The sequence below is a fragment of the Mycobacterium noviomagense genome (genome assembly GCF_010731635.1).
Classification (GTDB): Bacteria; Actinomycetota; Actinomycetes; order Mycobacteriales; family Mycobacteriaceae; genus Mycobacterium; species Mycobacterium noviomagense.
On the sequence record NZ_AP022583.1, the window covers coordinates 4,179,562 to 4,203,783 of the forward strand.

The 24,222-nt window shown below is 65.4% G+C and carries 14 protein-coding genes and 4 pseudogenes; 13 read left to right on the plus strand and 5 right to left on the minus strand.

Features of this window, described 5'->3' with window-relative positions; genetic code table 11:
* Window positions 1-170 precede the first annotated feature (170 nt).
* From eccB to G6N15_RS19800, 5 genes are read left to right on the plus strand one after another with little or no spacing between them, the layout of a single operon-like run.
* Window positions 171-1,694: a type VII secretion protein EccB gene (gene eccB / locus G6N15_RS19780; RefSeq protein ID WP_083089234.1), complete on the plus strand. Its 1,524-nt coding sequence runs from the start codon at window positions 171-173 to the stop codon at window positions 1,692-1,694.
* Window positions 1,691-5,857 (plus strand): type VII secretion protein EccCa, encoded by a 4,167-nt coding sequence (eccCa, locus tag G6N15_RS19785; RefSeq protein ID WP_083089235.1) that lies wholly within the window; start codon window positions 1,691-1,693, stop codon window positions 5,855-5,857. The genes eccB and eccCa overlap by 4 nt, the downstream gene beginning before the upstream one ends.
* Before the next feature lie 27 nt (window positions 5,858-5,884).
* A complete protein-coding gene (locus G6N15_RS19790; protein ID WP_083089236.1) occupies window positions 5,885-7,108 on the plus strand; it encodes a glycosyltransferase in 1,224 nt (407 codons plus the stop codon).
* A 15-nt stretch (window positions 7,109-7,123) separates the two neighbouring features.
* Window positions 7,124-8,323 carry a glycosyltransferase gene (locus tag G6N15_RS19795; protein ID WP_083089237.1) on the plus strand — a complete coding sequence of 400 codons (1,200 nt, stop codon included), beginning with the start codon at window positions 7,124-7,126 and terminating at the stop codon, window positions 8,321-8,323.
* A gap of 24 nt (window positions 8,324-8,347) precedes the next feature.
* Window positions 8,348-9,517, plus strand: a complete 1,170-nt coding sequence (locus G6N15_RS19800; protein WP_083089238.1) for a glycosyltransferase — start codon at window positions 8,348-8,350, stop codon at window positions 9,515-9,517.
* A 118-nt stretch (window positions 9,518-9,635) separates the two neighbouring features.
* On the opposite strand, the pseudogene G6N15_RS23865 reads toward G6N15_RS19800, so the two are convergent.
* Window positions 9,636-9,728, minus strand: a pseudogene (locus tag G6N15_RS23865) (hypothetical protein); the annotation flags it as partial.
* A 28-nt stretch (window positions 9,729-9,756) separates the two neighbouring features.
* Between G6N15_RS23865 and G6N15_RS19805 the strand changes: the two are divergent.
* Window positions 9,757-10,233 (plus strand): annotated as a pseudogene (locus G6N15_RS19805) (CbiX/SirB N-terminal domain-containing protein); the annotation flags it as partial.
* 119 nt (window positions 10,234-10,352) lie between these two features.
* Here G6N15_RS19805 and G6N15_RS19810 read toward each other — a convergent pair.
* Window positions 10,353-11,303: a LysR family transcriptional regulator gene (locus G6N15_RS19810; protein WP_083089240.1), complete on the minus strand. Its 951-nt coding sequence runs from the start codon at window positions 11,301-11,303 to the stop codon at window positions 10,353-10,355.
* A 542-nt stretch (window positions 11,304-11,845) separates the two neighbouring features.
* Between G6N15_RS19810 and G6N15_RS19815 the strand changes: the two are divergent.
* From G6N15_RS19815 to G6N15_RS19825, 3 genes and pseudogenes are all read left to right on the plus strand, one after another.
* Window positions 11,846-13,123, plus strand: a pseudogene (locus tag G6N15_RS19815) (FAD-dependent oxidoreductase); the annotation flags it as partial.
* A gap of 206 nt (window positions 13,124-13,329) precedes the next feature.
* On the plus strand, window positions 13,330-14,706 hold the full coding sequence (locus tag G6N15_RS19820) for an MFS transporter (protein ID WP_083089241.1): 1,377 nt from the start codon (window positions 13,330-13,332) through the stop codon (window positions 14,704-14,706).
* An 84-nt stretch (window positions 14,707-14,790) separates the two neighbouring features.
* Window positions 14,791-16,035: a chloride channel protein gene (locus tag G6N15_RS19825; protein WP_083089242.1), complete on the plus strand. Its 1,245-nt coding sequence runs from the start codon at window positions 14,791-14,793 to the stop codon at window positions 16,033-16,035.
* A 24-nt stretch (window positions 16,036-16,059) separates the two neighbouring features.
* On the opposite strand, the pseudogene G6N15_RS19830 reads toward G6N15_RS19825, so the two are convergent.
* Window positions 16,060-16,570: pseudogene (locus G6N15_RS19830) on the minus strand (amidohydrolase family protein); the annotation flags it as partial.
* Window positions 16,571-16,606: 36 nt separating this feature from the next.
* Between G6N15_RS19830 and G6N15_RS23620 the strand changes: the two are divergent.
* Entirely contained in the window at window positions 16,607-16,867 is a 261-nt protein-coding gene (locus tag G6N15_RS23620; RefSeq protein WP_332107676.1) for a hypothetical protein, read from the plus strand.
* 689 nt (window positions 16,868-17,556) lie between these two features.
* Here the strand turns inward: G6N15_RS23620 and G6N15_RS19840 are convergent.
* Complete coding sequence (locus G6N15_RS19840) at window positions 17,557-18,732, minus strand: cytochrome P450 (RefSeq protein ID WP_083089245.1); 1,176 nt, start codon at window positions 18,730-18,732, stop codon at window positions 17,557-17,559.
* A 77-nt stretch (window positions 18,733-18,809) separates the two neighbouring features.
* Between G6N15_RS19840 and G6N15_RS19845 the strand changes: the two genes are divergently transcribed.
* From G6N15_RS19845 to G6N15_RS19855, 3 genes are all read left to right on the plus strand, one after another.
* Window positions 18,810-19,004, plus strand: coding sequence for a ferredoxin (locus G6N15_RS19845; protein WP_083089246.1), 195 nt, complete (start codon window positions 18,810-18,812; stop codon window positions 19,002-19,004).
* A 257-nt stretch (window positions 19,005-19,261) separates the two neighbouring features.
* The gene (locus tag G6N15_RS19850; RefSeq protein ID WP_083089247.1) at window positions 19,262-20,488 is read left to right on the plus strand and encodes a PPE family protein; all 1,227 of its coding nucleotides are present in this window, start codon (window positions 19,262-19,264) and stop codon (window positions 20,486-20,488) included.
* A gap of 713 nt (window positions 20,489-21,201) precedes the next feature.
* Window positions 21,202-22,386, plus strand: a complete 1,185-nt coding sequence (locus G6N15_RS19855) for a PPE family protein (RefSeq protein ID WP_083089248.1) — start codon at window positions 21,202-21,204, stop codon at window positions 22,384-22,386.
* Window positions 22,387-22,690: 304 nt separating this feature from the next.
* Here G6N15_RS19855 and G6N15_RS19860 read toward each other — a convergent pair whose 3' ends face one another.
* Window positions 22,691-23,842, minus strand: coding sequence for a cytochrome P450 (locus G6N15_RS19860; RefSeq protein WP_163748156.1), 1,152 nt, complete (start codon window positions 23,840-23,842; stop codon window positions 22,691-22,693).
* Window positions 23,843-24,222: the final 380 nt, after the last annotated feature.

The following is a 24,222-nucleotide window of genomic DNA, read 5'->3' on the forward strand; positions in this document are numbered from 1 at the left end:
CAGCACGGTGGTGCGCGCCGCTTGCAGCTCGGGGCGCGACGCTGTCGACCCGTCCCGCGGCGGACAACTCGTCGCGTGGCGAGGTCGGTGGTGGTGCCTTACGGTTATCGATGTAAATCACGCCGCGGCCGCTGCCGTGGCATTCCGTCGGATGGGGATTGCGACCCAAAGTGCCATCTAATTCAGAACGCGGGCAGCACAGGTCGGGCTACGGCCTGGGACTGTCGACCCGCACCCAGGTCACCGGTTATCAGTTCCTGGCCCGCCGTACCGCGATGGCGTTGACACGGTGGCGGGTCCGCATGGAGGTCGAGCCCGGCCGCCGGCAGGCGCTGGCCGTAGTCGCGTCGGTGTCGGCGGCCGCGGTGATCTGCCTCGGCGCGCTGCTGTGGTCCTTCATCAGCCCGTCCGGGCAGATGGGGGAGTCGCCGATCATCGCCGACCGCGACTCGGGGGCGCTCTATGTGCGGGTGGGCGACACCTTGTATCCGGCGTTGAACCTGGCGTCGGCGCGGCTGATTGCGGGGCGAGCCGAAAACCCGCACAAAGTGCGCTCGAGCCAGATCGCCGAACAGCCGCACGGGCCGATGGTCGGCATTCCGGGCGCGCCGTCGGACATTTCCCCGACCAGTCCGACGTCGTCGTCGTGGCTGGTGTGCGACTCGGTGACGGCGGCACAGGGTGTGGGCGCGCCGGCCTCGGTCACTGTGACGGTCATCAACGGCACCCCGGATCTGTCGGGCCGCCGGCACGTGGTCAGCGGCTCGGACGCGGTGGTGCTGCGCTACGGCAACGACACGTACGTGATCCGGCAGGGCCGCCGGTCACGCATCGATGCGGCCAACCGCGCGGTGTTGTTGCCGTTGGGATTGACTCCCGAGGAGGTCAAGCAGGCCAGCCCGATGAGCCGGGCGCTCTACGACGCGCTGCCCGTAGGCCCGGAACTGGTGGTGCCGAAGGTGCCGGAAAGCGGTAGCAAGGCAGACTTCCCCGGCGCCCCCGCGCCGGTGGGCGCTGTGCTCGTCACACCGCAAATCAGTGGGCCGCAACAATATTCGGTGGTTTTGCCGGACGGCGTGCAGACCATTTCACCGATCGTGGCCCAGATCCTGCAGAACGCCGGCACCCCGTCGGGCAGCACGCCGGTAGTAGTGGCGCCGGCGACATTGGCGAAAATGCCGGTGGTCCACGGGCTGGAGCTGTCGGCCTACCCCGACAGCCCGCTCAACGTGGTGAACATGAAGGAGAATCCGGCAACCTGCTGGTGGTGGGAAAAGACCACCGGCGAAGAACGCGCCCGCGAACAGGTGGTCTCCGGACCGACCGTGCCGGTCGCTACCGGCGACACCAACAAGGTGGTGTCGCTGGTGAAGTCCGACAACTCCGGCCGCGAAGCCGACCGCGTCTACTACGGCCCGAACTACGCCAACTTCGTCGTCGTCACCGGCAACGATCCGGCCGCTAAGACAGCGGAATCGCTATGGTTGTTGTCAAAATCCGGGGTGCGCTACGGCGTGGACAACTCGCGTGAGGCACGCACCGCACTCGGGTTGACCTCCAACCCGAGCCCCGCACCGTGGGTGGCGCTTCGGCTGCTGGCTCCCGGCCCTGAGCTTTCGCGCCAGGACGCACTGGTGCGCCACGACACTCTCCCAACAGACACGAACCCTGCTGAATTGGCGGTACCGAAGTGAAACGAGGATTCGCTCGCCCCACGCCCGAGCGGGCGCCGGTGGTGAAACCGGAGAACATCGTCCTGCCGACGCCGTTGAGCGTCCCGCCCCCGGAAGGCAAGCCGTGGTGGCTGGTGGTAGTTGGCGTTCTGGTGGTCGGCCTATTGGTCGGCATGGTCGGCATGACGGTGGCCAGCGGCTCACGGCTGTTCCTGGGGGCCGGCGCCATATTTCCGATCTTCATGATCGGTGGCGTCGCGATGATGATGTTCGGCGGTCGCTTCGGCGGCCAGCAGCAGATGAGCCGACCCAAGCTCGACGCGATGCGCGCCCAGTTCATGCTGATGCTCGACATGCTGCGCGAGACCGCCCAGGAGTCGGCCGACAGCATGGACGCCAACTACCGCTGGTTCCACCCGGCGCCGACGACGCTGGCGGCAGCGGTCGGCTCGTCCCGGATGTGGGAGCGCCAGCCCGACGGAAAGGACCTCAACTTCGGGGTCGTGCGGGTCGGGGTCGGTATGACGCGGCCCGAGGTGACCTGGGGTGAGCCCCAGAACATGCCGACCGACATCGAGCTGGAGCCGGTGACCGGTAAGGCGCTGCAGGAGTTCGGCCGCTACCAAAGCGTCGTCTACAACCTGCCCAAGATGGTGTCGCTGCTGGTCGAGCCCTGGTACTCGCTGGTCGGCGACCGCGAGCAGGTTCTGGGGCTGGCGCGGGCGATCATCTGCCAGCTGGCGTTCTCGCACGGACCCGACCACGTCCAGATGATCGTCGTCACCTCGGATCCCGACCGGTGGGACTGGGTGAAATGGATTCCGCACTTCGGCGACCCGCGGCGCCGTGACGCCGCCGGCAACGCCCGGATGGTGTACACGTCGGTGCGTGAGTTCGCCGCCGAGCAAGCCGAATTGTTCGCCGGCCGTGGGTCTTTCACTCCGCGGCACGCCAGCTCGTCGGCGGAGACGCCCACTCCGCACCACGTGATCATCGCGGACATCGAAGACCCGCAGTGGGAGTACGTGATCAGCTCTGATGGCATCGACGGTGTGACGTTCTTCGACCTCACCGGCTCGCCGGTGTGGACGACCGTGCCGCAGCGGGTGTTGCGGTTCACCGACAAGGCCGGCGTGATCGAGACGTTGCCCCGCGACCGCGACACCTGGATGGTGATCGACGACAACGCATGGTTCTTCGCGCTCGCCGACTGCATGACCGAACCCGACGCCGAACAGTTCGCCCAGCAGATGGCGCACTGGCGACTCGCGGAGGCCTACGAGGAGATCGGTCAGCGGGTTGTACAGCTGGGTGCCCGAGACATCTTGTCTTACTACGGAATCGACGATGCCGGCGAGATCGACTTCAACTCGCTGTGGAGCGGCCGTCACGACATGCTCAGCCGATCACGATTGCGGATACCGTTCGGCAATCGCGCCGACAACGGCGAGCTGCTGTTCCTTGACATGAAGTCGCTGGATGAGGGCGGCGACGGTCCGCACGGCGTGATGTCGGGAACCACCGGCTCGGGTAAGTCGTCGCTGGTGCGCACGGTGATCGAGTCGCTGATGCTCGCCCATCCGCCCGAAGAGTTGCAGTTCGTGCTGGCCGACCTCAAAGGTGGGTCCGCGGTCAAGCCGTTCGACGGGGTACCGCACGTCTCCCGGATCATCACCGACCTGGAAGACGACCAAGCGCTGATGGAGCGCTTCCTGGAGGCGATGTGGGGCGAGATCGCCCGCCGCAAGGAAATCTGCTTTTCCGCCGGTGTCGACGGCGCGAAGGAATACAACGAACTGCGGTCCCGGATGCTGGCCCGCGGCCAGGACATGCCGCCGCTGCCGATGCTGGTCGTGGTCATCGACGAGTTCTACGAATGGTTCCGCATCATGCCGACCGCGGTCGACGTTCTCGACTCGATCGGCCGCCAGGGCCGCGCCTACTGGGTCCACCTGATGATGGCGTCGCAGACCATCGAGAGCCGGGCCGAAAAGCTCATGGAGAACATGGGTTATCGGCTGGTGCTGAAAGCGCAGACCGCGGGCGCCGCACAGGCGGCCGGTGTGCCGAACGCGGTGAACCTGCCGGCGCAGGCCGGTCTGGGGTACTTCCGCAAGAGCGGCGACGAGATCATCCGGTTCCAGGCCGAATACCTCTGGCGTGATTACCGCCGCGGCTTGTCGCTCGACGGCGAGGAGCAAACGCCGCTGACGCACGCCATCGACTACATCCGCCCACAGCTCTTCACCACCGCATTCACTCCGATCGAGGTCAGTGTCGGCGGGCCGAACGGCCAAAGCGCGCTTCCCGAGGTCGTCGACGGCGAGGTGCTCAACGGCCACCGTGACGGCGAGGGTGAGGAAGAAGAGGCGCTGCGGACGCCCAAAGTCGGCACAGTGATCATCGACCAACTGCGCCAAATCGACTTCGAGCCGTACCGGCTGTGGCAACCGCCGCTGGATGTGCCGCTGCCGATCGACGAACTGGTGAACCGCTTCCTGGGCCGACCGTGGCAGCAGGACTACGGCACCGCCAAGAATTTGGTGTTCCCGATCGGCATCATCGACCGCCCCTACAAGCACGACCAGCCCCCGTGGACGGTCGACACCTCCGGGGCCGGCGCCAATGTGCTGATCCTTGGGGCCGGTGGTTCGGGTAAGACGACCGCGCTGCAGACCCTGATCTGCTCGGCCGCCATGACCCACACGCCCGAGCAGGTTCAGTTCTACTGCCTGGCCTACAGCGGCACGGCGTTGACCACGGTGGCCAGTCTGCCGCACGTCGGCGGGGTCGCCGGCCCGACCGATCCCTACGGTGTGCGCCGCACGGTCGCCGAGGTGCTGGGTCTGGTGCGGGAGCGCAAACGAAGCTTCCTCGAATACGACGTCCCCTCAATGGAGGTGTTCCGGCGTCGCAAGTTCGGCGGCGAACCCGGCAGCGTGCCCGACGACGGGTTCGGCGACGTGTATTTGGTGATCGACAACTACAGGGCACTGGCCGAAGAGAACGAGGTGCTCATCGAGCAGGTGAACCTGATCATCAACCAGGGACCGTCCTTCGGCGTGCACGTGGTGGTCACCGCCGACCGCGAATCGGACCTGCGGCCCGCGGTGCGCAGCGGCTTCGGTTCGCGGGTCGAGTTGCGCCTGGCCGCGGTGGAGGACGCCAAGCTGGTGCGCTCCCGCTTCGCCAAAGACGTTCCGCCCAAACCCGGTCGCGGCATGGTTGCGGTCAACTATGTGCGACTCGACAGCGACCCGCAGGCCGGGCTGCACACGTTGGTGGCGCGCCCGGCGCTGGGGAACACCCCGCAGGCGGTGTTCGAGTGCGACAGCGTGGCCGCCGCGGTCCGGCAGCTGGCTGTCGGCGAGGCGCCTCCGGTGCGCAGGCTGCCGGCCCGCTTCGGGCTGGAGCAGGTGCGGGCGTTGGCCGCCGCCGACCGGCGCCAGGGCGTCGGTGCGGGCGGAATCGCTTGGGCTATCTCCGAATTGGATCTGCAGCCGGTGTATCTGAACTTCGCCGACAATGCGCATCTGATGGTGACGGGCCGGCGCGAGTGCGGTCGAACCACGACGCTGGCCACCATCATGGCCGAGATCGGCCGGATCTACGCACCCGGGGCGAGCACGGCCCCGCCCACGTCGCGTCCGTCGGCGCAGGTGTGGCTGGTGGACCCGCGCCGTCAGCTGCTGACGGTGCTGGGCTCGGACTACGTGGAGAGGTTCGCCTACAACCTCGACGGCGTGGCGGTGATGATGGACGAGCTGGCGGCCACGCTGGCCCGCCGGGAGCCGCCGCCGGGACTGTCGGCCGAAGAGTTGTTGTCGCGCTCGTGGTGGAGCGGCCCGGAGATCTTCCTGATCATCGACGACATCCAGCAGCTGCCAGCCGGCTACGACTCCCCGCTGCACAAGGCCGCGCCCTGGGTGACCCGGGCCGCCGACGTCGGGTTGCACGTGTTCGTCACCCGCACGTTCGGCGGCTGGTCCTCGGCGGGCAGCGACCCCATGCTGCGGGCGTTGCATCAGGCCAACGCGCCGCTGCTGGTGATGGACGCCGACCCGGACGAGGGTTTCATCCGCGGCAAGATGAAGGGTGGCCCGCTGCCACGCGGTCGCGGGCTGTTGATGGCCGAAGACACCGGCGTGTTCGTTCAGGTGGCGGCTACCGACGTGCGCCGGTAAGCCACTCGTGGCCAGCCGCGTGCGGCGATGAAATTCGTGGTGGCCGGCTATGGAAGCCGCGGCGATATCGAGCCCTGCGCCGCCGTCGGCCGCGAACTGCTGCGGCGAGGCCACGAGGTTCGGATGGCCGTCCCGCCCAACATGTTTGGCTTCGTCGAGTCGGCCGGGCTGGCGCCGGTCGCCTATGGGCCCGACCCGCCGGCGTTGCTTCACGACGTGGATTCCGTGGGCACGGTTCAGAATCCGATCAACATGCTGCCCGACGTCATCGAGCACGTCACCCGGCTCTGGGTGGAGATGGGCACGACGCTGATGTCGCTGGCCGACGGGGCCGACTTGGTGTTGGCGGGCACCAACGAACAGGCGCTCGCCGCCAACATCGTGGACTATTACGGCATTCCGCTGGCCGCACTGCACTGTTTCCCGATGCGGGAGTTCGTTCCGGTGTTGCCGCCGCCGCTGGGGTGGTTGGATTTCCGGGTCACGGAGGAGGCAGCGAAGGCCCAGCGCCGCGCCCTGGGATTGCCGGAGCGAACCGGGCCCTCGGCGCGAGGGATGGACCGCGGATCGCTGGAGATCCAGGCCTATGACGAGGTCTGCTTTCCGGGGCTGGCAGCCCGATGGGCGGACGTGTCCGATCGGCGGCCATTCGTAGGCGCGCTGACGCTGGAGTTGGCGACGGATGCCGACGAGGAGGTCTTGTCGTGGATCGCGGCGGGAACACCGCCGATCTACTTCGGATTCGGCAGCATGCGGGTGCCCTCGCCGGCTGACACGGTTGCCATGATCGGCGCGGCCTGCATGCAGCTAGGTGAGCGGGCGCTGATCTGTTCGGGCGCAAACGATTTCAGCGGTGTCCCACGTTTCGACCATCTCAAGGTGGTGGCCGCGGTCAATCACTCGGCCATCTTTCCCGCCTGCCGCGCGGTCGTGCACCATGGGGGCGTCGGCACCACCATCGCGGGCCTGCGAGCCGGAGTCCCGACATTGATCCTCTGGATTGGACTCGATCACCCGATCTGGATTTGGGCGGCTGCCGTCGACCAGTTGAAAGTTGGCTTCGCGCGGCCCCTCTCGGCCACGACTGAGCAATCACTTGTCGCTGACCTGCGCTGCCTGCTCGCCCCGGAATACCTCACGCGAGCCCGTGAGGTCGCCGCCCTGATGACCAATCCGGCTGAAAGCGCCGCCATGGCAGCCGATCTCCTGGAAGATGCCGCCCGGGTGGGGCGCTGTGGCGAACAACCGTGAGTCGGGTCCGGCTCGATGAAATTTGTGCTGGCAAGTTATGGAACGCGTGGTGATGTCGAGCCCTGCGCCGCCGTCGGTCGCGAGCTGCTGCGCCGAGGGCACGAGGTGCGGATGGCCGTGCCGCCGCAGATGCTTGGCTTCATCGAGTCGGTGGGCCTGGCTGCAGTTGCCTGCGGGCCGGACTCGCTGCTACGGGATGAAGAGCGCGACCGCTTCTCGCGGCTTCAGGATCCGGTCATCGCGCTGTGCGAATTCGTTGAGTATGCGACGCAGCTCTGGTTAGAGATGAGCACGGTGTTGTCGACGCTGGCAGACGGAGCCGACCTGATATTGACCGGGATGAGCGACAAACAGGGGCTTGCCGCCAACGTTGCGGAGCATCACGGCATTCCGCTGGCCACGCTGCACTGCTACCCGATCGACGAGTTCCCGTCGATGCCGGCGACCCTGTCGTGGCTTGATCGACAGATCACGAAGGAGGCCGAAGACGCCCAACGGCGCGCACTAGGCTTGCCCCAGCCGACCGGTCCCTCGGCACCGGAGCATGATCTGCTGGAAATCCAGGCCTACGACGAGGTCTGCTTTCCGGGGTTGGCAGCCCGATGGGCGGACGTGTCCGATCGGCGGCCATTCGTAGGCGCGTTGACGCTGGAGTTGGCGACGGATGCCGACGAGGAGGTCTTGTCGTGGATCGCGGCGGGAACACCGCCGATCTACTTCGGATTCGGCAGCACCTCCGTTGAGTCTTTCGCCGACTCAGTCGCCATGATCAGCGCAGCGTGCACGGAGTTGGGGGAACGAGCGTTGATCTACACCGGGCTCCATGGTTTCGAAAACATCCCGCATTTCGACCATGTCAAAGTTGTGGGCACGTTGAACTACGCGACCGTCTTTCCCGCCTGCCGCGCCGTTGTTCACCACGGCGGCGCCGGCACGACCGCCGCAGGCCTGCGAGCCGGAATCCCGACGCTGGTCCTGTGGGTCGGTCACGACCAACCGATCTGGGCAGGTGTCGTTCAACGGCTGAAAGTCGGTGCAGCGCGCCACTTTCCGACGATCACCCGGCACTCGCTGGTGGCCGATCTGTGCTCCGTCCTCGCTGCCGACTGCGTGACGCGTGCCCGTGAGGTCGCCGCTGCGATGACAAAGCCAGCGCAAAGCGTTGCCGGCGCCGCCGACCTTTTGGAAGACGCCGCCCGTGCGCGTTTGGGCTGACTACGGCGAGCTAGGTTCGCATTGATGAAATGTGTGGTAGCTGGCTACGGAGGTCGCGGTGACGTCGAGCCCTGCACGGCCTTGGCTGTGGAGCTGCAGCGGCGAGGCCACGAGGTCCGGATGGCGGTCCCGCCTAACATGCATCGCCTCGTCGAGTCAGCCGGGCTCGCAGCGGTCGCTTACGGGCCCGACTCACAGGCGCTGCTGCACGACGCGGATTTCGTCCGCAAGGTTCAGAACCCGATCAGCGCGCTACCCGAAGTCATGGACCACGTCACCCGGGTCTGGGCGGAGAAGAGCACGACGCTCATGTCGCTGGCAAACGGAGCCGATCTGGTGGTGGCGGGCATGAATGAGCAGGCGCTCGCGGCCAACGTCGCAGAGTATTACAGCGTTCCGCTGGCTGCGTTGCACTTCTATCCGCAGGTATTGCCCGTGGGGTCGCTGCATTGGCACATTACGAAGGAAGCTCAAGAGGCCCATCGCCGTGAATTAGGCTTGCCGCAGACAGCGTCACGGGAAGCCGGAGCGCTGGAAATCCAGGCCTATGACAAGCTCTGCGTGCCCGGGCTTGCAGCCGAATGGGCGGAACATGGTGAGCGACGTCCCTTCGTCGGTGCGCTGACCCTCGAGTTGGCCACAGCTGCCGACGAGGAGGTCTTGTCGTGGATTGCGGCGGGACCACCGCCGATCTACTTCGGCTTCGGCAGCACGCCGATCGCGTTTCCAGCTGACACCGTGGCGATGATCAGCGCTGCCTGCGCGCAATTGGGTGAGCGCGCATTGATCTGTTCGGGGGCAAACAACTTCAGCCGAATCCCACTGCCCGGCCATGTGAGGGTGGTTGAGGCGGTGAACCACTCAGCCGTCTTCCCGGCCTGCCGTGCGGTGGTGCACCATGGCGGCGCCGGTACGACAGCCGCAGGCCTGCGAGCCGGCATTCCGACGTTGATTCTGTGGTTTTGGCTCGATCAGCCGATCTGGGCAGCGGCGGTCGGACGGCTGAAAGTTGGGAAATCCCGGCAGTTTTCAGCTACGAATCGGGAATCATTAGTCGCGGATCTGCGCTGCATCATCACGCCGCAATACATCACGCGAGCGCATCAGGTGGCGGCGCTAATGACGAACCCCGCCCAAAGCGCCGCCAGCGCCGCGGATCTGCTGGAAGACACCGCCCGATCAGGAGGCCGCTGATTTCGTGGTGGGCTTTCGGCGCGTCCGAGCTGGGCCGGCGCCGGTAGCTACCCAAGGCACGGTGCTTCAGCTCCGCTCGGAGATCCGCCTGAATCGTGGGAGCGCACCCGTGACCGGGTCAGCCCCAGCTCAACGGTAGGGACTTGAGCGCAAAACTTTTGGACGGGAAACTGATTTCGGGGGTGTAGCCCTGCGGCAGTTCGAAGTCGGGGGATCTGCTTGAGACATTCGTTGATGCCAAGCAGATCGCACGCGCCGGTGTCGCCGTGCGACAAGCCGACGTCCTGGGCGAGGACGATCGGCTGGTATCCGTACTGCACGAGCGGCTGGCCGCGCGGGAAGTCTGCGAGCTCGACGGTGAACTCGGCGTACTGGTCGCGGCGATCGGCTCGTCGCATGCCGCGGCGAATGCGCGTACCGCCCAGGTGGCGGCCAAGCTTGCGGCGGGCACCGGGTGGGCCGCAGTCACGACCGCCTTCGTCACCGGGCCCCAGCCGTCGGTGCCTGAGGCCGCCAATCAATTGCGGCGCCGCGGCGCCCGACGGCTCGTTATCGCGCCGTTCTTCCTGGCGCCGGGACGACTGACCGACAGGGTACTGGCCTACGCGCGAGCCGCCGATATTCCGATGGCGGAACCGCTGGGCGCGCACCGGCTGGTGGTCGAGACGGTGCTGGACCGCTACGATCAGGCAGTTGCCGCACAAGCCGCGGCCTAACCTAACGTCCGCCTAACCGGTTATGCGTCGTCGAAACTTGTTTAGCAAAGCCAATCGCCGGCCGGTTGCCCTTGAAAGCCCGGTAGTCGGCGAGGTCACCGATTCGGATACCGATCCGACTATTTGCGCGACCTCGGTGTGCGGGCACTGATGTGGCTGAGCAGATCTCGTATTGTGCCGACGGGTGGGGTGCGCCCGCCGACCCAGATAGCTCGAAGCGGGCGCCCCAATTGCAACTCGGGGACAGTGATGGCGCACAGACGACCGACCGCCAAGTCGTCGGCCACCGCGAGCCGGCTCATGACTGCCGGTCCCGCGCCGGCCAGGACCGCGGCCCGCACAGCTGCAGCAGACGGCAATTCGAGCACGGCGGGCGCTTGCTCGACGTTGTCGCCCAGCGCCCGACGCAGAGCCATTGTCAGGTTGTCACGTATACCTGCCCCCACTTCGCGTGTAACTAGGGGTGTTTGCGCTAGTTCGGCGGCGCTTACGACTCGTGACCGTCGAGTCCACTTGTGATCCGGCGGCACGACGATCACCAGTTCGTCGTGCGCCACGACACAGCTGCCTAATCCCCGAGGGGGGCCAGGCTTTTCGACGAATCCGAGATCGGCGCTGCCGTCGCGAACCGCAGCGATCGCCTTGACGCTGGTGGTGGCCGTCAGAACCACTTCGGGGGCGGTGCCGCCGCGCCGGGCGACCGCGGCTTGGAAGGACACCAGCCAGCGGGGCATGAGCTGTTCGGCAATCGTCTGGCTGGCGACCACCTTGACGTGCCGGCGGCTTTCCGTTCGAAGCGAGCCCAGACCGGCGTCGATCTCCTGGGCGACATCGAGCAAGCGAGCCGCCCACTCGGCGACGAGGACACCAGCAGACGTGAGTTGCGAGCCGCGTGTTGTTCGGACGGCCAACCGCACACCAATCTCTGCTTCCATAGACGCCAGCCGCGCCGACACAGCTTGTTGGGTCAACCCGAGTTCGCGGGCGGCACTGCCAAGGCTGCCTGTTTGGGCGACCTTCAAAAAGATTTCGAATGAGCCTAGTTCGGGCATGCGAGAACTGAGCACCATGCTCAATCACATCACAAATCGGCCTTGTGTGTCTGTAGGGGATCTTGTCCACGATTATAGGAGTGACCAGCGCAATGAGCCGGCCTTGTAGGCTGAAAGCAGGCAGCGCTTCCAGGCACCCGGTGGCTCGACAACCACCTCACGAAAGTTGCTGTCATGTCAGGTTTCTCAGATCAACCTGACCAGGGCAAAACTTATAGGTTCCTACCGACGGTGCGGCAGCCTGGCTTGAGGAGCTTTTACACGCTATCTTCACAGCCGACATGCCTCAAACTCTCACCAAATCCGACGCTACTGATAGTCGTTCGCTTGCGGAATATCGTCAGGCCCCGACGGGGCGGGACCACCTGCCGTAGGGAGACACAACGAAGGCTTGTGCCTCCACAACGTCGACAACTCTACTGGCGATCCACCGGGCCAGGAACCATTAGGGGCGCGAGCCGCGAAATCAACATGGCACATACGCGCAGACTGGACCGGTGTTGCGGCAGCGCGTATCAGGCAGGACACGGTGATGCGTATCGCCACGCGGGACCGTGAGTATGCGCCCCTACCACGTCGCGATCGTCGGTTCCGGCCCCTCAGGATTCTTCGCCGCGGCATCACTGCTGAAGGCCGCCGACTCGTCGGACCAGCTCGACGTCGCGGTACACATGCTCGAGATGCTGCCCACGCCATGGGGGCTGGTGCGCTCCGGCGTAGCGCCCGACCACCGCAAGATCAAATCGATCAGCAAGCAGTTCGAAAAGACGGCCGACGACTCCCGCTTCCGTTCTTCGGCAACATGGTGGTGGGCGAGCACGTCGAGGCGGTCGAGCTTGCCAGGCACTATGACGCGGTGATCTACCGCGTCGGCGCGCAATCCGATCGAGCCTTGAACATCCCCGGTGAACACTTGCCCGGCAGCATCTCCGCCGTCGACTTCGTCGGCTGGTACGACGCTCACCCGCACTTCTAGCGGATGATCCCTGATCTGTCCGGCGCCCGGGCCGTCGTGGTGGGCAACGGCAGCGTGGCACTCGATGTCGCCCGGATCCTGGTCACCGACCTCGATGCGCTGGCGCAGACCGACATCGCCGACCACGCGCTGGAATCGCTGCGCAACCGAGGGGTCGAGGAAGTGGTGATCATCGGTCGGCGCGGGCCGCTGAAGACCGCGTTCACCACCTTGGAGTTGCGTGAGCTGGTCGACCTCAAAGGGGTGGAAGTCGTGGTCGACCGGGCTGATCTGGAGGGCATCAGCGACGACGACGCGGCCACGGTGGGCAAGACGTGCAAGCAGAACATCAAGGTGCTGCGCGACTACGTCGGCCGCGAGCCGCGCCCGGGTCACCGCCGAATTATGTTCCGGTTCTTTACCTCTCCGATGGAGATCAAGGGCGACGGGGAAGTCGAGCGGATCGTGCTCGGGCGCAACGAGCTGGTCAGCGACGACAGCGGGCGCGTAGTGGCCAAGGACACCGGCGCACGTGAGGCGCTACCGTGCAGCTGGTCGTGCGCTCGGTGGGCTATCGCGGCGTGTCCACGCCGGGCCTGGCCGTTCGACGAGCGCATCGGAACCATCCCGAATACCAACGGCCGGGTGGAAGGCAGCCGCAACGAGTATGTCGTCGGCTGGATCAAGCGAGGCCCGACCAGGGTGATCGGCAGCAACAAGAAGGACTCGCAGGACACCGTCGACGTTGCTCGATGACCTGTCACGGGCCACCCTCGCCGATGTCGGCACCGACCACGCCGACAAGCTGGCCGAGTGGCTAGCCTCCCGGCAGCCCAAACTCGTCACTGATGCGCACTGGCAGCTGATCGACGAATACGAACGGTTCTGGGAACTCGTACAGGACCACGACCGCCAACAAGACACGGCCGCATGGCATGTCGGCTTCGCGCCGCCACCGGGTCGAGATTATTCTCACGGTGAGCCAAACCACGCGGGGGACCTGAGACGTCAAGCGAACGTCCTACGCACCCGTGAGGATGATTCGACGGCTGTGGCAAACAGCACGGGCACCCCTAAGGTAAGGACTGTATGCGGCGCTCACATCGCATCACGGAGTGGGATCCCGAGGATCCGCTGGCCTGGGAGGCCGGTAACCAAGTCATCGCCCGGCGCAATCTAATCTGGTCTATCGCGACCGTGCACCTCGGCTATTCGGTGTGGTCGCTGTGGTCGGTGATGGTGCTGTTTATGCCCAAGCACGTGTACGGGTTTTCAGCGGGCGATAAGTTCCTGCTCGGTACCACCGCCACCCTCGTCGGTGCATGCCTGCGCCTGCCCTACTCGATGGCCGCGCTGACCTTCGGTAGCCGCAATTGGACGATATTCTCGGCCTTCGTGCTGCTGATCCCGACCGGCGGCACGATGCTGTTATTGGCCCACCCGGGGCTGCCGCTGTGGCCGTACCTGGTGTGCGCGGCGTTGACCGGATTGGGCGGCGGCAATTTCGCGGCGTCGACAACGAATGCCAATGCCCTCTACCCGCACCGGCTCAAGGGCTCGGCGTTGGGACTTACCGGCGGGGCCGGCAATTTGGGGGTGCCGATAATCCAGGTGGTCGGGCTGGTGGTCATCGCCATAGCCGGCAACCGGCAACCGTACTGGGTGTGCGCGGTGTATCTGGTACTGGTAACTATTGTCGGCATCGGAGCCACAGTGTTCCTGGACCATCTCGAGCAACACCGCATAAACCCGACGTGCCTCCGGTCGATCCTGTCGTCGATCTTGTCTCACCGTGACACATGGTTGCTCGCGCTGCTCTACCTCGGCACTTTCGGCTCGTTTATCGGGTTTGCGTTCGCGTTCGGCCATGTGCTGCAGATCAGCTTCATCGCTGGGGGGCAAAGTCCCGCGCAGGCCTCGCTGCATGCCGCCCAAGTCGCGTTTGTCGGACCTTTGCTGGCGTCGTTGGCCCGGATTTATGGCGGCCGGCTGGCCGACCGACTCGGCGGCGGCCGCGTCACACTGGCGGTTTTCGCTGCCATGGTTGTAGCCGCCGGACTGCTGGCCGCCATCAGCACCCTGGATGACCATAACCCCGGCCCTGCCGCCGGCCCCGCGATGACCAGCTACATGGTTGCATTCATCGTCCTGTTCATCCTCTCCGGAATCGGGAACGCATCGGTGTACAAGATGATCCCGACCGTTTTCGAGGCGTGCAGCCACACCCTTGACGGTAGCGGCGCCGAACGGCGCCGCTCGCGAGCCAGGTCGGGGATGGTCAGCGGGTTCGTTGCGGCGTTCGGAGCGCTCGGCGGCTCCGGAATCAATTTGGCGATGCGACAGTCTTACCTCTGCACAGGTACCGGCACGCCCGCGTTCTGGATGTTCACCGCGTTTTATGTGGCCGCAGCGATACTGACCTGGATGGTATACGTTCGCCAGCCGGTCATAGCGCACCCGCTGTGACGCAGCGGATTTAACCAGGAAGGTTGACAAGTGCTCGCCACCGCGACTGTTGTCGCCTAGCAACTGCTTGCATAGGTTTGCCCCGTGATCCGCCGCCACCTGGAATTCGGCAGCGCGATCATAATCGTTGGGCTCGTGGCTGGTGCTGCGGGTGCAGCGACCACACTTTTCCTGCATGCCGTCGAGCACCTCACATACCACTATTCGTTCGGGTCGTTGTTGGTGGGTGTGACCGAGAGCAGTCCGGCGCGGCGAGCGTTGGGGCCGATGTTCGGCGGCGCGCTGGCCGGGTGCGGCTGGTGGTGGCTTCGCCGACGTACGAGGGTGCCACAGTTAATCGATGTCATGACGCGGCGCGAGCAAATGGGCCGTCTGCCCCTAATAACCGACGCCGCACTGCAGATTTTCGTGGTGGGCTCCGGTGCGTCCCTAGGCCGAGAGGGCGCGCCCCGTCAGTTCGCCGCCGCATTGGGCGACTTTGGCACCTCGCGTTGGTGCCTGACCGCGCAAGACCGCCAGATCCTGCTAGCCTGCGCGGCTGGGGCCGGGCTTGGCGCAGTCTACAGCGTCCCGGTAGGTGGCGCATTGTTTGCCGCCCGGGTATTGCTAGGTACATGGCAGCCGCGCGTGTTAGGAACGGCGCTGATCACTTCTGCTCTCGCCGTGGCGGTGGCTGCCCCGGTCACCCACGACGCCACGCAACTGGTTTGGCCCGACAGGAGATTGTCTTATCTGATGGCCGCGTCTGCGCTGGCGCTCTCGCCGGTTGCGCTTGGTGTCGGGCTGGCGTTTAACCGGCTGATGGCTCTGGCGCACCGAGCCGCAGTTACCACGTCGTGGCGGCTGATCCCCGAGATCGCCGCTGCAGGGCTGGTGACCGGCATGTGTTCGTTGTGGTGGCCGGGTTTACCCGGCAATGGCAAGAGTATCTTGACGGTGATCTTGAGCGGTGAGCCGACGCTGGCCGCCGCGGCTGTGATCCTGGTCCTTAAACCCTTACTCACCGCCGTGTTCCTGCGGGCCGGCGCGGTCGGAGGCATGTTGACACCCGCATTGGCGACTGGCGCGGCGATGGGATCCGTTGTAACGCTGACGATCAACGCTTGGACGGATATGACGCTCAGCGTGCCTGCCGTCGCACTGATGGGGGCGGCGGGCGTAGTGGCGATAACCCAGCGGGCGCCCTTGTGGGCGGCGGTCTTCGTGTGGGAACTCGCGCGCCCGCCGTGGTGGCTGTTTCTGACATTCCTGGTAGTGGCCGTGGTAGCACACCGTTTGAGCATCCTGATCACGCGTCGGCGCAACCAATTGGCCGCCGACGTAGCGTAGCGAGACGACCGCGACCAGACATTGTCAGAACAGGAAATAGCGTTGGGCCAGCGGCAGTTCGGCCGCCGGTTGCTCCTGCCACACCTCCCCGTCGATGCGCACGGTGAAGGTGTCCGGGTCCACCCGGATATCCGGCAGGGCGTCGTTGAGCGGCAGCTGTGCCTTGCCGACCGCGCGGACATTCTCGACCGGGACCAGTCGCCGGTCGACGGCGAGCCGGTCGGCCAGACCGGCGTCGATGGCCTGCGGCGCGACGAAGTGGAGCGAGGTCGCCGCTGCCGCGGGTGCGGCGGCGCCGAACATCGGCCGCGGGAACACCTGCTGCGGGGTGGGTATGGAGGCGTTCGCGTCACCCATGCCGCCTACGCGATCATTCCGCCCTTGAGCACGGCGTGTGGGCGGACCCCGAAGAATGCCGGCTCCGACAGCCCAGATCGGCCAGCTTGCCTACTTCCACTGATCCGATTTCGCGATCGAGGCCGTGCGCAATTGCCGGGCAGATCGTGTATTTGGCGACATAGCGCCGCACCCGGTGTCGGGGTGGTTCCCGCCGCACCAGCGCGGTCTGGCGATGGGAATCCGCCAGACCGCGCAACCGCTGGGCGTTGCGATCGGCGCAGTCGGGATGCCCGAGCTGACCGAGATCGAAAACGGTTTCTTCGCCGCGCTGCTGTATCCGGCGATCGCATGCGCGGTGGCCGCGCTGGCCGCCTTATCTGCCTGGCCAACCCGCCGCGGCCGACGCGGGCGGCCGCCATCGACGAGCAACTGGCCAACCCGTACCGGCGCTCGAACGTGTTGCAACGCATCCACCTGGTTTCGGCGCTGCTGATGGTGCCGCAGTCGGTGACGGTGACGTTTATGCTGGTCTGGTCGATTGTGACCATCACTGGTCAATACCGACGGCTGGTGCGTTGGTGATGGTGGGGCAGCTGATCGGCGCGCTGGGCCGCATCGCGGTCGGCCGGTGGTCGGATCGCGCCGGTTCGCGCTTGCGGCCAACTCGAACGGTCGCCGTCGCCTGCTTCCTGGCGTTGCTGATACTTGCAGTCGACGATTACGTGAGCTCGCCGCTCGCCGAGACTGCCATGGTCGTCGCGGCGGTGAGCGGTGGGCTACAACGGGTTGGCCGCCAATCACGGAGTCCGCGGGACCGTTCTGGAGCGGGCGCGCGCTGGGGGCACAGAATATTTGCCAGCGGTTGACGGCGGCAGTTACACCGCCAGCTTTCGGCGCGTTAATCACGGCGGCCGGTTATCCGCTGGCGTTCGTGATATGTGCGTTGTTCCCGCTGGGGGCGGCGCCGTTGGTGCCGGTAGGTGCGGAACCGCGCGGGCCGGACGTTATAGCGCAGCAGCGATCCAGTCACCGACTTCGCCGAGGGCGAAAATCGCTCAGTCCCCCGAGCGGCGAGGCGAGCAGCCCTCGCCTGCTCAGTCGGCGCAGCGGCGTCGTGTTTTGCCGACATGGCGCAGCAGCATTAGCGGCGTCCTAGCGCGCGTTAGCTGATCGGGAGAGCGATCAGCCGAAGAACAGCGGCAATGTCGTCAACGCGAAAGTCTTTGACGGGAAACGTATTTCCGGGATATACCCTGGTACCAGCTCGAATTCGGGAATTCTGTTTAGCCATTCGCTGACAATCACGGTCAGCTGAAGGCGCGCGAGATGCGATCCCAGGCAGCGGTGCGGTCCGCCGCCGAATCCCCAGTGTCGGTGCACCTTGCCGTCCATGACGAGGTCGTCGGTCGACGTCGAGTCACTGCCGTCCCGGTTGATCGCGGCCATGCACAACTTCACCGGTGAGCCTGCTGGTAGCATCATGCCGCCGACGGTGACGGTCTCGGTGGTTACCCGTGGCGCCACGGGCGCTGATGGCTCCAACCTGACGATCTCCTCGATGAAAACCCTTGTCTGCCTAGGGTTATCGCGTAGCATGACCCGGAGGTGCGGTCTGCGAGCCAACTCCAGAAGTGAGAAGCCGATCGCGGCGGTCACGGTGTCCAGGCCCGCCAGTATCAACAAGTGGCTCATGCCGAGCAGTTCGAGATCGGTGAAGTCGCCCTCGCCGGTCATCACTTGCGATAACATGTCCGAACCCGGGTTCTGCCGGCGTTTTTTGATTGCGGCGGCAAGATACTCGTACAGCTCGCGCGTCGCGCCGAGGTCGTCCTGTGTGATATAGGGCTTGTCGGCGATGACGGCGTCTTTCCAGGCGATCAATCGGTCACGGTCCTCCAGCGGCAGACCGTAGATGTCGAGGAAAACCTGAAATGGATAGGGACTCGCAAGATCTGCCATCACCTCGCATTCGCCCCGCTCCGCTAGAGCATCGATCATGTCAGTCGCGTGTCTGCGCAGGACCGGCATCGACTTACGCAACCCGTGTGGGCTGAAGTAGGGCTGCAGGATTTTGCGGTAACGGCTGTGCTCAGGCGGGTCGAACGCCAGCGGTACGACGGGAAACGGGCTTCCCGGCGGTTGCAGCGCCAGCCTGGATGAAAAGACCTTAGGGTTGCGCAGCGCCGCCAGGACGTCCTCGCGGCGCGTCAGATAATAGGATCCGTTCATGAAAACCACCGGTCCGGCGTCGCGCAGCACCTTCCAGCCGACACCACGGTCGGCGGCCATCGGCAGCTTCGAGTATTCCAACCGCGGCAGGTGGAAGGTGCCGGGCGTCCCATGGTCCCGAGTGCTCATAGTGTCTTCTAGACTCTATCGACAGTTGATGACGGGCTCACCTCGCGGCATGTGAGCGCGGCGGAAGGACAAGCTGCATGAAGGTTCGTCTCGAGCAGTCGAGATGCGTGGGCCATGCGCAGTGCTACGCCGTCGATCCCAAACATTTTCCGATCGATGATTCTGGATACTCCATCCTCGAAGAGCACGAGGTGAGGCGCGAGGACGAGGAGTTGGTTCGCGAGGGTGTGGCGGCCTGCCCCGAGATGGCGCTGATCCTCGAAGAGGATTAACGGCATATTACGAACAGCTTTCTGATCCAACTGCGGATGAACAGCAGTTGGCTGGGAATGAATTGTTGGCTGCGGTGGCGGCGTGTCCCGGTATGGCTCAGCTAATCTCACCAACGAGCAAGCTGTTGGCCAGGAAGTTCGCGGAAGGTTATGGAGAGAAGAAAGCGCATTTCATGGTGACCGCGCACCCCGACAACCCGCTGCACGCCGTCGCTGGTTCGTGCGCGGCAGCCGCGGTCGGCTAAGGAAAGGTATCGATGGATTTCGGGGCGTTACCGCCGGAGATTAATTCGGGCCGAATGTATTCGGGCCCGGGCCCGGAATCGATGGTGGAGGCTTCGGCAGCCTGGGATGCTCTTGGCGCCGAATTGCGCTCGGCGGCAGAGTCCTACCGCTCGGTCGTCACGGGGCTGACAGGTGGCACGTGGCTGGGGCCGTCGTCGGTGATGATGGCGGCTGCGGCCGCACCGTATTTGGCGTGGATGAGCGGCACCGCCGGGCAGGCCGAGGAGGCGGCTAATCACGCCAGGGCGGCGGTGGCCGCCTATGAAGCGGCGTTTGCGGCCGTCGTGCCTCCGCCGGTGATTGCGGCCAACCGGGCCCAGCTGCAGGCATTGGTAGCGACGAACTTCTTCGGCCAGAACAGTCCGGCGATTGCGGCCACCGAGGCGCAATACGGCGAGATGTGGGCCCAGGACGCTGCCGCGATGTACAGCTATGCGGGCGCGTCGTCGGCTGCCTCGATGGTCACGCCGTTCACCGCGCCGCCGCTGGCCAGCAGCACCGCCGGACTAGCCAACCAAGCCGATGCGGTCAATAAGGCCCAGAGCACCCCGGCGGGCAGCGCGGCGCAGATCGCGTCGAGTGCCAGCTCGCAACTGACCTCTGCCGCCACGGTGCCCCAAGCACTACAGCAACTCTCGTCGGTGTCTGCGGCATCCACTACGTCCACAACCGGTACTTCACTGTTGGACGGCCTGAATCTCGGCCAAGGGGGGTGGGGTCTCGGGCTGACGACCGGGAACATGACGACAGTGCTCAAACAAACCCTGCAAGCGTATTTCGGAACTGGTGTAGTGCAGTTTTGCATCCAGATGGCACAGCAGATGACATTCGGCCCTGGGGGGACAACGGCCGGCGCCAACGGAGCTTGGTACCCGACGCCACAATTCGCCGGCTTGGGCGGCCTCGGGGGCTGGGGCGGCGCCCCGGCGTCGGTTTCTGCCAGCGCCGGCCAAGCGGGCACAATCGGACGGTTGTCGGTGCCGCCCGCCTGGGCCGCCGCGGCACCGCAAGCGCTGGAGACGACGGCCCCGGGGCTGTTGAGCGCACATGGCGCCAGCCATGTCAGCCCGGGCACGAGCGGTCTGCTGCGCGGTATACCGCTGGCCGGGACGGGCATAGGTCGGCGCGCCGCAGGCGGTTTCGTCCACCGCTACGGCTTCCGCCACGCCGTGATGCCGCGCCCGCCGTCTGCCGGATAGGACTATGAGCCGCAATGGCTTTCGTAGTGGCGGCCTGCGGGTTGGCGGGTTGCTTCGGTGGTCTGGCTGGATGGCAGCGGCGACCCGCTTGAGACCCGACGCTGATCGAGCGTGACGGTTTATCTGCAACAAGATTTTTACCCTTCGCCGCCTTGTAGGCCGCAGCTCTGAGGGGATCAGTGATGTGTTGATCGGTATCGGCTAACGCTTTGTTTATGCAGGTCGTCGGTGCCGAGTTGGGCGGCCAATTAGCTGCGGCGAACGAATGGGCGCGCAGACGAACGCCAGCTTTCCGGAATACAACACGCCGTTGACTGCACGGTGTGCGGCCATGGCGAGCTACTGTCGCCAACGAGCCTAACGCCGGGCAACAATGATCGTGGCCAAACGTCCGGTTAGGCAGTGTTATCGGGAAGAAAGTGGATTTGTTGGTGAGCAGACAGCCCGGAACGCGGTCGCGCAGCTGCGAAGCGCTGGCGCTGATGAGCGCCGGAAATGCGCCGATCACCGCAACGAGCGTGTGGTTCCCGCCGGGTGAGCGCTGTCGCCGCTGACAGCAGCGTAGTTTGCCGCGTAGCCCGGCACGTATCGAGCTAGCGCCTAGTGCCTAGTGCACCAGCGATCCATGAGCCGTTTTATGACCACCCCGGACGGTCGATTCGTACGCGACATAGGAGCCCGCCAACGCGACTGTGGCTATCGAAGGTTGAAAAGTGCTGGATTTTGCGTTGCTACCGCCCGAGATTAACTCGGGCCGCATGTATTCGGGACCGGGGCCGGAGTCGATGCTGGCGGCCGCGGAGGCTTGGAATGCACTTGCCGCCGAATTGAGATCGGCGGCGGCCTCCTACGGCGCTGTGGTCACGGGACTGACGAGTGGGTCGTGGCGAGGCCCGTCGTCGGAGGCGATGGCCGCCGCCGCGACACCCTATGTGGCGTGGATGAGCGCTACCGCCGGGCAGGCCGAGGAGTCGGCCAGCCGGGCGAAGGCGGCGGTGGCTGCCTACGAGGCGGCGTTTGCGGCCACCGTTCCCCCACCCGTCATCGCTGCGAACCGCGCCAAGTTGATGGCGCTCGCGGCCACCAACGTTTTTGGTCAAAACAGCCCGGCGATCGCGGCCACCGAGGCCCACTACGCGGAGATGTGGGCCCAGGATGCCGCGGCGATGTACAGCTATGCCGGCGCGTCGTCGGCCGCCTCGGCGGTGACGCCGTTCACGCCGCTGCAAACCGCTACCCTGGTCGGGCCGGCCGGCCAAGCTGCGGCGGCCACCAAAACGGCGGGCGAGCGAACCGCCTCCGCTACAACGGAACTGGCCTTGGCCGCCGCGGTGCCCCAGGCACTCCAACAACTTTTTTCGGCATCGACGGCATCGACGAGGGACACGTCGCTGCTGGGCGGACTGAACATGGGTCAGGGAGCATGGGCTCTCGGGCTGACAACCAGCAATCTCACGACAATCCTCAAACAGACGCTGACGGGATATTTCCATGCCGGACTGGCGAGTTTCAGCATGGGCATAGCACAGCAGCTGACATCCGGCCCGGGAGGAACAATGGCCGGTGTGGGCGGAGCGTGGTACCCCACTCCGCAATTCGCCGGCCTGGGTGGCTTGCGCGGCTGGGGCGACCCGGCGTCGGTGTCTGCAAGTCTCGGCCAAGCGGGCACGATCGGGCGGTTGTCGGTGCCGCCGAGTTGGGCCACGGCGACACCGCAAACGCCGGTCAACGAGGCACCCGGCTTCGTCGGCATCCACTCGCACACTCACGGAAGTACGAGCGGTCTGCTGCGCGGTATGCCACTAGCCGGGACAAGCCTGGGCCGCGCCGCTGGCGGCTTCATTCACCGCTACGGATTCCGCCAAGCGGTGATGTCGCGCCCACCGTCGGCCGGGTAGGAGGCGAAGCAGAACGCTGGCTAACCGGGTCCTCGGGCGAACTTGAATGAAGTCACGAAGTCCTGCTGTCGGTGTCGGGCACGGTCCCTGTCAATGCACCTTGATGTCGCCGATCTTGGCCGGATAAACGCGCCACCCCTTGTGAGGCGGTTAACGGTGCGACCTCCTGCTCGTCTGAGCTGGATTGGCCAATCCGGTAGAGTCGCCGCCGCTGATGACGATCGGCGTGGTCGGAGCAGCCGGTCGAGAATGCTTACGGCTGTGGCGTTTTCGGACAGGACGGGCTGAGCCCGAAGTGACCGGGTCAGCGCCATCTCAACGGTAGCGACTTGAGCGCAAAGGTTTTCGACGGGAACGGGATCTCTGGGGTGTAACCGGCGGGGAGCTCGAAGTGGGGGATCTGCTTGAGCCATTCCGCGACGACGATGGTCAGTTCTATCCGTGCCAGGTGGGAACCTAAGCAGCGGTGGGGGCCGCCGCCGAATCCCCAGTGTCGGTGCATTTTTCCGTCCATGACCAGATCGTCGGTGGACGTCGCGTCGCTGCCGTCGCGGTTGATCGCGGCCGTGCACAACCGCACGGGTGTGCCTGGGGGAAGCGTCATGCCGCCCACGTTGACGAAGTCGGTGGCAACCCGGGCCGCCGCCGGCGCCGACGGCTCGAGTCGGACGATCTCTTCGATGAAAACCCTGATCGGCTCCGGGTTATCGCGAAGCTCTCTGCGCAGCTGCGGCCGGCGCGCCAATTCGAATAGCGAGAAACCGATCGCCGCGGCGACCGTATCAAGACCGGACACTATCAGCAGTTGGGTCATGCCGAGCAGCTCCAAGTCACTGAGATCACCCGGACCGGTCATCACCTGCGACAACAGGTCAGCGCCGGGGTGCTGCCGGCGTTGTTGGATGGCATCGGTGAAATACGCCAGCAACTCGCGCCCGTCGGACTTGCCGGCGACAGTGGCGTCTTTCCAGCCGATCACGTTATCTCGGTCTTCCAGCGGCAGCCCGTAGAGGTCCATGAACACCTGATACGGGTAGAGGCGCGCGAAATCTGCCATCGCCTCGCACTCGTTTCGGCCGGCGAGGGCAGCGATCAGTTCAGCGGCGTGGCGCTCCATCAGGGGCCGGTATTTACTCAGCGCGTGCGGACTGAAGTATGGTTGCAGGATTTTGCGGTAGTGGGTGTGCTCGGGCGGGTCGGACGCCGAAGGCAGCACTGGCACCGGGCTGCCCGGGGGCTGAAGCGCCAGTCGTGCTGAGAAGAGCTTGGCGTCGCGTAGCGCGGCCAGCACGTCCTCGCGGCGGGTCAGGTAATAGGCGCCGTTCATGAACACGACCGGTCCCGCGTCGCGCAACGTCTTCCATCCGACACCCCGATCGGTGGCCATCGGCAACGTCGAATACTCCAGCCGCGGCAGGTGGAACGTGCCTGGCTGGCTTTCGCCCAGAGTGCTCATCTGCTCGAATCTCCGCTTGCGGATTGTTCGGATCACGGTGCAACGTAACCAGACAATGCCAGAGCTCCGTCGTCACCGGCTGGTGATGGCACCAATATTGCAGCCACGGCGCAAACACACCATTTGGCGAGCACTGGAACGTGGTCTGCCAGCAACCATGATCGCCCAAGCGTTTTGAGCGCACTACCGCGTGGGTCTCTTGGTGCCACCGCCGAACCGAACCACCAAGCGAACGACAGATGAACATTTCGTTGTCGTGAATTGATCACAGATATCGAGGCCTCGGTGAAGCGGTCCAGAGCATTGACGTTGAGCCGAGTACATCCACGCCAAGCTCAAGCGTGCCGCTGCCTCTCGTGGGCAGGGCCTGCTGACGGCCG

Bases quoted from the DNA above. Each gene is read 5' to 3' on its own strand.
- G6N15_RS19845 (WP_083089246.1), top strand. From the start codon at position 18,810: ATGAAGGTTCGTCTCGAGCAGTCGAGATGCGTGGGCCATGCGCAGTGC.
- G6N15_RS19800 (WP_083089238.1), top strand. From the start codon at position 8,348: ATGAAATGTGTGGTAGCTGGCTACGGAGGTCGCGGTGACGTCGAGCCC.
- G6N15_RS19860 (WP_163748156.1), bottom strand. From the start codon at position 23,842: ATGAGCACTCTGGGCGAAAGCCAGCCAGGCACGTTCCACCTGCCGCGG.
- G6N15_RS19840 (WP_083089245.1), bottom strand. From the start codon at position 18,732: ATGAGCACTCGGGACCATGGGACGCCCGGCACCTTCCACCTGCCGCGG.
- G6N15_RS19795 (WP_083089237.1), top strand. From the start codon at position 7,124: ATGAAATTTGTGCTGGCAAGTTATGGAACGCGTGGTGATGTCGAGCCC.
- G6N15_RS19820 (WP_083089241.1), top strand. From the start codon at position 13,330: ATGCGGCGCTCACATCGCATCACGGAGTGGGATCCCGAGGATCCGCTG.
- G6N15_RS19850 (WP_083089247.1), top strand. From the start codon at position 19,262: ATGGATTTCGGGGCGTTACCGCCGGAGATTAATTCGGGCCGAATGTAT.
- G6N15_RS19810 (WP_083089240.1), bottom strand. From the start codon at position 11,303: ATGGTGCTCAGTTCTCGCATGCCCGAACTAGGCTCATTCGAAATCTTT.
- G6N15_RS23620 (WP_332107676.1), top strand. From the start codon at position 16,607: ATGGGAATCCGCCAGACCGCGCAACCGCTGGGCGTTGCGATCGGCGCA.
- G6N15_RS19790 (WP_083089236.1), top strand. From the start codon at position 5,885: ATGAAATTCGTGGTGGCCGGCTATGGAAGCCGCGGCGATATCGAGCCC.